The sequence below is a fragment of the Metabacillus niabensis genome (assembly GCF_902829255.1).
In the GTDB taxonomy this organism is placed as follows: domain Bacteria; phylum Bacillota; class Bacilli; order Bacillales; family Bacillaceae; genus Metabacillus; species Metabacillus niabensis.
Genome location: NZ_CADEPK010000392.1, coordinates 21,033 through 27,032 on the forward strand (window position 1 = coordinate 21,033; position 6,000 = coordinate 27,032).

General features: G+C 35.9%; 7 protein-coding genes. All 7 read left to right on the forward strand.

The window, feature by feature from the left end; genetic code table 11:
• Positions 1-77: 77 nt before the first annotated feature.
• The 7 genes from HU235_RS22420 (at position 78) to HU235_RS22450 (ending at position 5,830) form a co-directional block, all read left to right on the forward strand.
• The gene (locus tag HU235_RS22420; protein WP_095298802.1) at positions 78-779 is read left to right on the forward strand and encodes a phosphoadenylyl-sulfate reductase; all 702 of its coding nucleotides are present in this window, start codon (positions 78-80) and stop codon (positions 777-779) included.
• Positions 780-792: 13 nt separating this feature from the next.
• Positions 793-1,863, forward strand: a complete 1,071-nt coding sequence (locus HU235_RS22425; protein ID WP_174881646.1) for an inorganic phosphate transporter — start codon at positions 793-795, stop codon at positions 1,861-1,863.
• A 111-nt stretch (positions 1,864-1,974) separates the two neighbouring features.
• Complete coding sequence (gene sat / locus HU235_RS22430) at positions 1,975-3,114, forward strand: sulfate adenylyltransferase (RefSeq protein WP_095298798.1); 1,140 nt, start codon at positions 1,975-1,977, stop codon at positions 3,112-3,114.
• A gap of 14 nt (positions 3,115-3,128) precedes the next feature.
• A complete protein-coding gene (gene cysC, locus HU235_RS22435; protein ID WP_095298796.1) occupies positions 3,129-3,737 on the forward strand; it encodes an adenylyl-sulfate kinase in 609 nt (202 codons plus the stop codon).
• Between the two features lie 37 nt (positions 3,738-3,774).
• Entirely contained in the window at positions 3,775-4,554 is a 780-nt protein-coding gene (gene cobA / locus HU235_RS22440) for a uroporphyrinogen-III C-methyltransferase (protein WP_095298794.1), read from the forward strand.
• Positions 4,551-5,327, forward strand: a complete 777-nt coding sequence (locus tag HU235_RS22445; protein ID WP_174881647.1) for a sirohydrochlorin chelatase — start codon at positions 4,551-4,553, stop codon at positions 5,325-5,327. The genes cobA and HU235_RS22445 overlap by 4 nt, the downstream gene beginning before the upstream one ends.
• Positions 5,324-5,830: an NAD(P)-dependent oxidoreductase gene (locus HU235_RS22450; protein WP_174881648.1), complete on the forward strand. Its 507-nt coding sequence runs from the start codon at positions 5,324-5,326 to the stop codon at positions 5,828-5,830. The genes HU235_RS22445 and HU235_RS22450 overlap by 4 nt, the downstream gene beginning before the upstream one ends.
• The last annotated feature ends 170 nt before the right edge of the window (positions 5,831-6,000 follow it).

A 6,000-nucleotide genomic window follows, 5' to 3' on the forward strand; every position in this document is an offset into this window, starting at 1 on the left:
ACCATTAATTCCGACTATTAATGTATGAATAAACGGTTTTTCAACACGATGCATATAGTAAGAAAGAGGTGATAATATTGCTAACTTATGAAAATTGGACAGAAGAAAGCGAAAGTTTTGAGGTTGATGAAAAGTATAAGGGTGCTTTAAACGTTTTGGATTGGGCGTATAACCATTATGGTGAAGAAGTGGTCTATGCTTGTAGTTTCGGTATTGAAGGAATTGTTTTAATTGATTTAATTTCTAAAGTTAAACCAGATGCAAAAATTGTATTTTTAGATACAGATGTTCATTTTAAGGAAACATATGAATTAATTGACAAAGTGAAAGAAAAATATCCTCAATTAAATATTGAATTGAAAAAGCCTAAGCTTACGTTAGAGGAGCAGGCTGAGCAATATGGTGATAAACTTTGGGAAACAAATCCAAATCAATGCTGTAATATTAGAAAAATTGTTCCGTTAAATGAAACATTACAAGGATCTGCAGCATGGATATCTGGGTTGAGACGTGAACAATCTGAAACGAGAAAACACGTGAATTTTATAAATAAAGATGAACGCTTCCATTCAGTAAAGATTTGCCCGCTTATTCATTGGACATGGAAGGATGTATGGAGATATGTTCATAAAAATGATTTAATCTATAATCCTTTACATGATAGAGGATATCCAAGCATCGGTTGTTTTCATTGCACTAAACCAGCTTATGATGAAAATGATTTACGATCAGGCAGATGGTCTGGGCAAATGAAAACAGAATGTGGCCTCCATCAATAGGAGGATTTAAAAGATGTTAGAGATAGTTGCAATTTTGATCAGCTTCTTTTTTGCCATGAATATTGGTGCAAGCGGTGCAGCTGCTTCAATGGGTGTTGCTTATGGGGCAGGGGCGATAACTCGTCCCCGAAATGCCCTTATTTTATGTGCAATAGGTGTAATATTAGGAGCAGTGATTGGTGGAGGAGAAGTGGTCAAAACGATAAGTGAAGGAATTATACCTTCCTCGCTTATCACGATAAAAATAGTTGTAATCATTCTCTTTTCAGCAACATTTTCACTTTTTCTAGCGAATTTATTGGGCATCCCGCTATCTACAAGTGAGGTAACGGTTGGTGCTGTAGTTGGTGTAGGGATAGCACACCAAGTATTATATGTGAATAACCTATTGTGGATTGTGATGTTTTGGATTCTTATCCCTATTGTTGCCTTTGGTATTGCATTTTTTGTGATTAAGCTGTTACATTCTTTTCATTTCACTAAAAAATATACATTTGAAGGAAAAGTTGTCACAATTATTTTAATTTTCGCAGGATTTTTTGAAGCATTCTCAGCTGGGATGAACAATGTAGCGAATGCTGTAGGGCCATTAGTTAGTGCAAATATACTGACAGTTTCAAAGGGAACAATTATTGGCGGGGCATTTGTCGCTTTAGGAGCTTTATTATTAGGACGTCGAGTCCTTGAGACAAATGGTAAGAAAATTACAAAATTCACAAAAATTGAAGGGATATTGATTTCCGGTACAGGTGCATCACTCGTCACGATCGCCTCAATTTTTGGAATTCCTGTACCATTAACACAAATCACTTCATCATCTATTCTTGGAATAGGGATAGCGAAAAATGGCTCAAAAATAACGTTTCAACAAAGAATCGTAAAAAATATGTTAATGGTTTGGTTAATTTCCCCATTAATTTCGTTAACGTTGTCCTATTTTTTTGTAAAATTATTTATTGACAATGATATTTATACAATAATTGTTCTTGCAAGTCTCTTCCTTGCTACACTAGGTGCGATTAGCTTGATGAAGGCAACAAAACAAGAAAAACGCACTGTTCATGAAGAGGGCGGCGGTATTTAAAATGAAATCTTGTATTGACGTTACAGTTTTTTGTGATAAATGTCGTGTTACCATTTTTAAATGAGTGATACTCTTAAATAAAGATTAAATTTTGTATTGGAGGATTTTATCATGAGCTTGCTTCCACACGGAGGAAAATTAATTCAAAAACTATCAATTGGAGCAGATGTTTCACATATCGAGAAAGAAATTGAATTAGATGGAATTGCGTTAAGTGACCTTGAGCTAATTGCCATCGGTGCGTACAGCCCAATTGAAGGCTTCTTGAATCAAGAGGATTATCAATCAGTTGTAGAAAATATGAAATTAAAAAATGGTTCAGTGTGGAGTATTCCGATCACTTTACCAGTTTCAGAGGAAAAAGCTTCAACATTAACAATTGGTGATGAGGCACGTCTTGTAGCAGATGGAGTTACATATGGTACGATTACCATAGCAGACATCTATACTCCAGATAAGCAAAAAGAAGCGATTAACGTATATCGGACAGATGAACTTGAGCATCCTGGAGTTAAAAAGATGTTTGAACGTGGTAATGTTTATGTTGGTGGAGAAATCACTTTAGTAAAACGTCCGGAAAAGAAATTTGCCGAATATTATATGGACCCAAAAGAAACGAGAGCAAAGTTTGCAGAGCTTAATTGGAAAACGATAGTTGGCTTCCAAACAAGAAACCCAGTTCATAGAGCACATGAGTATATTCAAAAGACTGCGTTGGAAACAGTTGACGGATTATTTTTAAATCCTTTAGTTGGTGAAACAAAGTCGGATGATATTCCAGCACATATTCGAATGGAAAGTTATGAAGTATTGCTAGAAAACTATTATCCTAAAGATAGAGTGCATCTTGCTGTTTTCCCAGCTGCTATGCGTTATGCAGGTCCACGTGAGGCAATTTTCCATGCGATGGTACGTAAAAACTATGGATGTACACATTTTATTGTTGGCCGTGACCATGCTGGAGTTGGCGATTATTATGGTACGTATGATGCACAGAAAATATTCTCGAATTTTACTGCTGATGAATTAGGAATTACTCCATTATTCTTTGAGCATAGCTTCTATTGCACAAAATGTGAGGCAATGGCTTCTTCAAAAACTTGTCCACATGGTAAAGAAGACAGAGTCATCTTATCTGGTACAAAGGTTCGCGCGATGTTACGTAATGGCGAATTACCACCAAGCACATTTAGCCGTAAAGAAGTTGTTGAAGTGCTAATTAAAGGAATGAAAGAGACTGTAAATTCATAAGGAGGTTATGCTTGATGGCTGCAAGTAATATTGTGTGGCATGATTCATCCGTCACAAAAGAAGAGAGAAGAAAGAGAAATAATTATCAAAGCTATGTGCTATGGTTTACAGGTTTGTCTGGATCTGGGAAGTCAACATTAGCAAATGCATTAGCAAGATATTTGTTTGAAGCAAACATTCAAACATATGTACTTGATGGTGATAACATTAGACATGGTTTAAATCGTGATTTAGGATTTACTGATGAAGATCGAAAAGAAAATATTCGTCGTATTGGGGAAGTATCAAAGCTTTTTGTTGATAGTGGTCAAATTGTATTAACAGCATTTATTTCTCCATTTCGTGAGGATAGACAGCAGGTAAGGGAAATCCTTTCAGAAGATGAATTTTTTGAAGTGTATGTTAAATGTTCATTAGATGAGTGTGAAGTTCGTGATCCTAAAGGCTTGTATAAAAAAGCGAGAAATAACGAAATTAAGCATTTTACTGGTATTGACTCACCTTATGAAGAGCCGGAAAATCCAGCAATTATTGTTGATACTGAAAAGCAAACGGTTGAGGAATCTGTTAAACAAATTGTTGATTTCCTCCAAGCAAAAGGATTAATTCAAAACATATTCTAGAACTTGATTAAGCAATAAACGAAAGGGGGAGAGTAAGATAGCAAAGGTTTATTTAGTTGGAGCTGGTCCTGGAGATGAAGAGCTATTAACAATTAAAGCATTAAAATGTATTCAAAAAGCGGATGTCATTCTTTATGATCGCTTAATTAATAAAGAGATTTTAAAGCATGCAAAGCAAGGCTGCGATTTGATCTATTGTGGTAAGCTTCCTAATTATCATACGATGAAGCAGGAAACGATCAATCATTTCCTCGTTAAGTATGCAAAAAGTGGGAAAGTAGTGACTCGTCTAAAAGGTGGAGATCCTTTCGTGTTTGGCAGGGGCGGTGAAGAAGCTGAAGCCTTGGCTACTCATCAAATCCCCTTTGAAATTGTTCCAGGTATTACTTCAGGGATAGCAGCATCTGCATATGCTGGTATCCCTGTTACACATCGTGGTATAAGCGGGAGTGTCGCCTTTGTAACTGGTCATCGTAGAAATGATGCAGAAGAGGAAGTAAAATGGGAATCGTTAGCAAAAGGGATTGATACACTTGTTATCTACATGGGCATCGGTAATCTCCCATATATTAAAGATAAACTTATTAAGTACGGAAAAGCGCCAACAACACCAGTAGCAGTGATTCATTGGGGTACAACAGATGAACAAATAACGATCACGGATTCATTAGAAAATATTGAGGATCGAATAAAGCAATCAGCAATAAAAAACCCAAGTATTATTGTCGTTGGAGAAGTAGTATCAATTCGCGACCAACTAAACTGGTTTGAGAAAGACTTAAAACGACATTCTCAAGGTGAGGTTTTATCAATATGAAGCATGCGGTCTTGTATGTTTGCCACGGAAGTAGGGTTCCGAAGGCTCGCGAAGAAGCTGTAGATTTTATAAAAAAAGTACGTCCAAGAATAAATGCACCTATTCAAGAGGTGTGTTTTTTGGAATTAGCAGAACCTTCGATTAGTAGTGCGTTTGAATCGTGTGTTAGTCAAGGGGCAACACAAATAGCGGTAGTTCCATTGCTGTTATTAACTGCAGCACACGCAAAAAAGGACATACCTGAGGAAATTAATGAAGTTAGCTCTAAATATCCTCACATAAATGTAACATATGGAAGACCAATTGGTGTCGATGACCGACTCGCAATGATGTTAATGGATAAAATAAACGAAAAAGCAAAGGTTGATCATCATACAGTTGCGGTACTTGTCGGAAGAGGTAGCAGTGATCCTGATGTTGTCAGAGATTTAACAGAAATCTCAACGATATTACAAAAGGAATCACCTCTTAGGGAAGTAAAAACATGTTATTTAACTGCAGCTATGCCAAAATTTACTGAAACAATTGATGAGTTGTACAATTCTAATGAACAAAAGATTATCGTCATTCCTTATTTAATTTTTACAGGTTTATTAAAAAAAGAGATTGATGAGACGATTGAGAAATATCATTGGGGAAATCGACATATTGAAGTATGCTCTTACCTTGGACCACATCCAATCCTTCTAGACTTATTTTCAGAGCGTGTGCATGAAGCTTTATTAAATAAAAATGATTTATTTAGTTTTCACAATAGGATGCCTGCGCAATGATTCCTTTACATATCGATGTAAAAGGGAAAAAAGTGATTGTCGTTGGCGGTGGAAAAATTGCTTATAGACGGTTATGTTTATTTTTAGCTGAAGGTGCAAATATAACTGTCATAAGTCCAAATGTGATCTCAGAGATAGAGGAATTGTTTCATTTAGGAAAAATAACTTGGTTAGAAAAAAAGATCGAGTTAGAAGATCTGAAGAATGCATTTTTCATTATAGCTGCAACAAATGATGCGAGTATAAATGAATGGATTGCAGCAAATATAGAGGAAAACCAACTTATTAATATCGTTAGCAATGCGAAGCTAGGAAATGTAACTGTTCCGAAAACGGTGAAAAAAGGGAAGTTAATATTATCTGTTTCTACGAGCGGAGCTAGCCCTAAGCTTTCTAAGGAAATATCTGAAAAACTAATTGAACAATTTGAGGATGACTTTATTGAGGAATTAGACAAGTTATATGTAGAAAGAGAACTGAATAAAAAAGGGAACTCAAGGTAAGAAACGATGGTTTGCAATATATTGCAAGCCATCTTTTTTGTGAAAAAGAAAACCCTAGGCTAGGCCTAGGGTTCCAAAAAGCTTTCAGCGTGGTATTAAAAAAACTCTTCCGTGGTGCTAAAATATTTTTGGTTCCCCAACCAAAATATGAGCATACGGAGGAGTTTTAT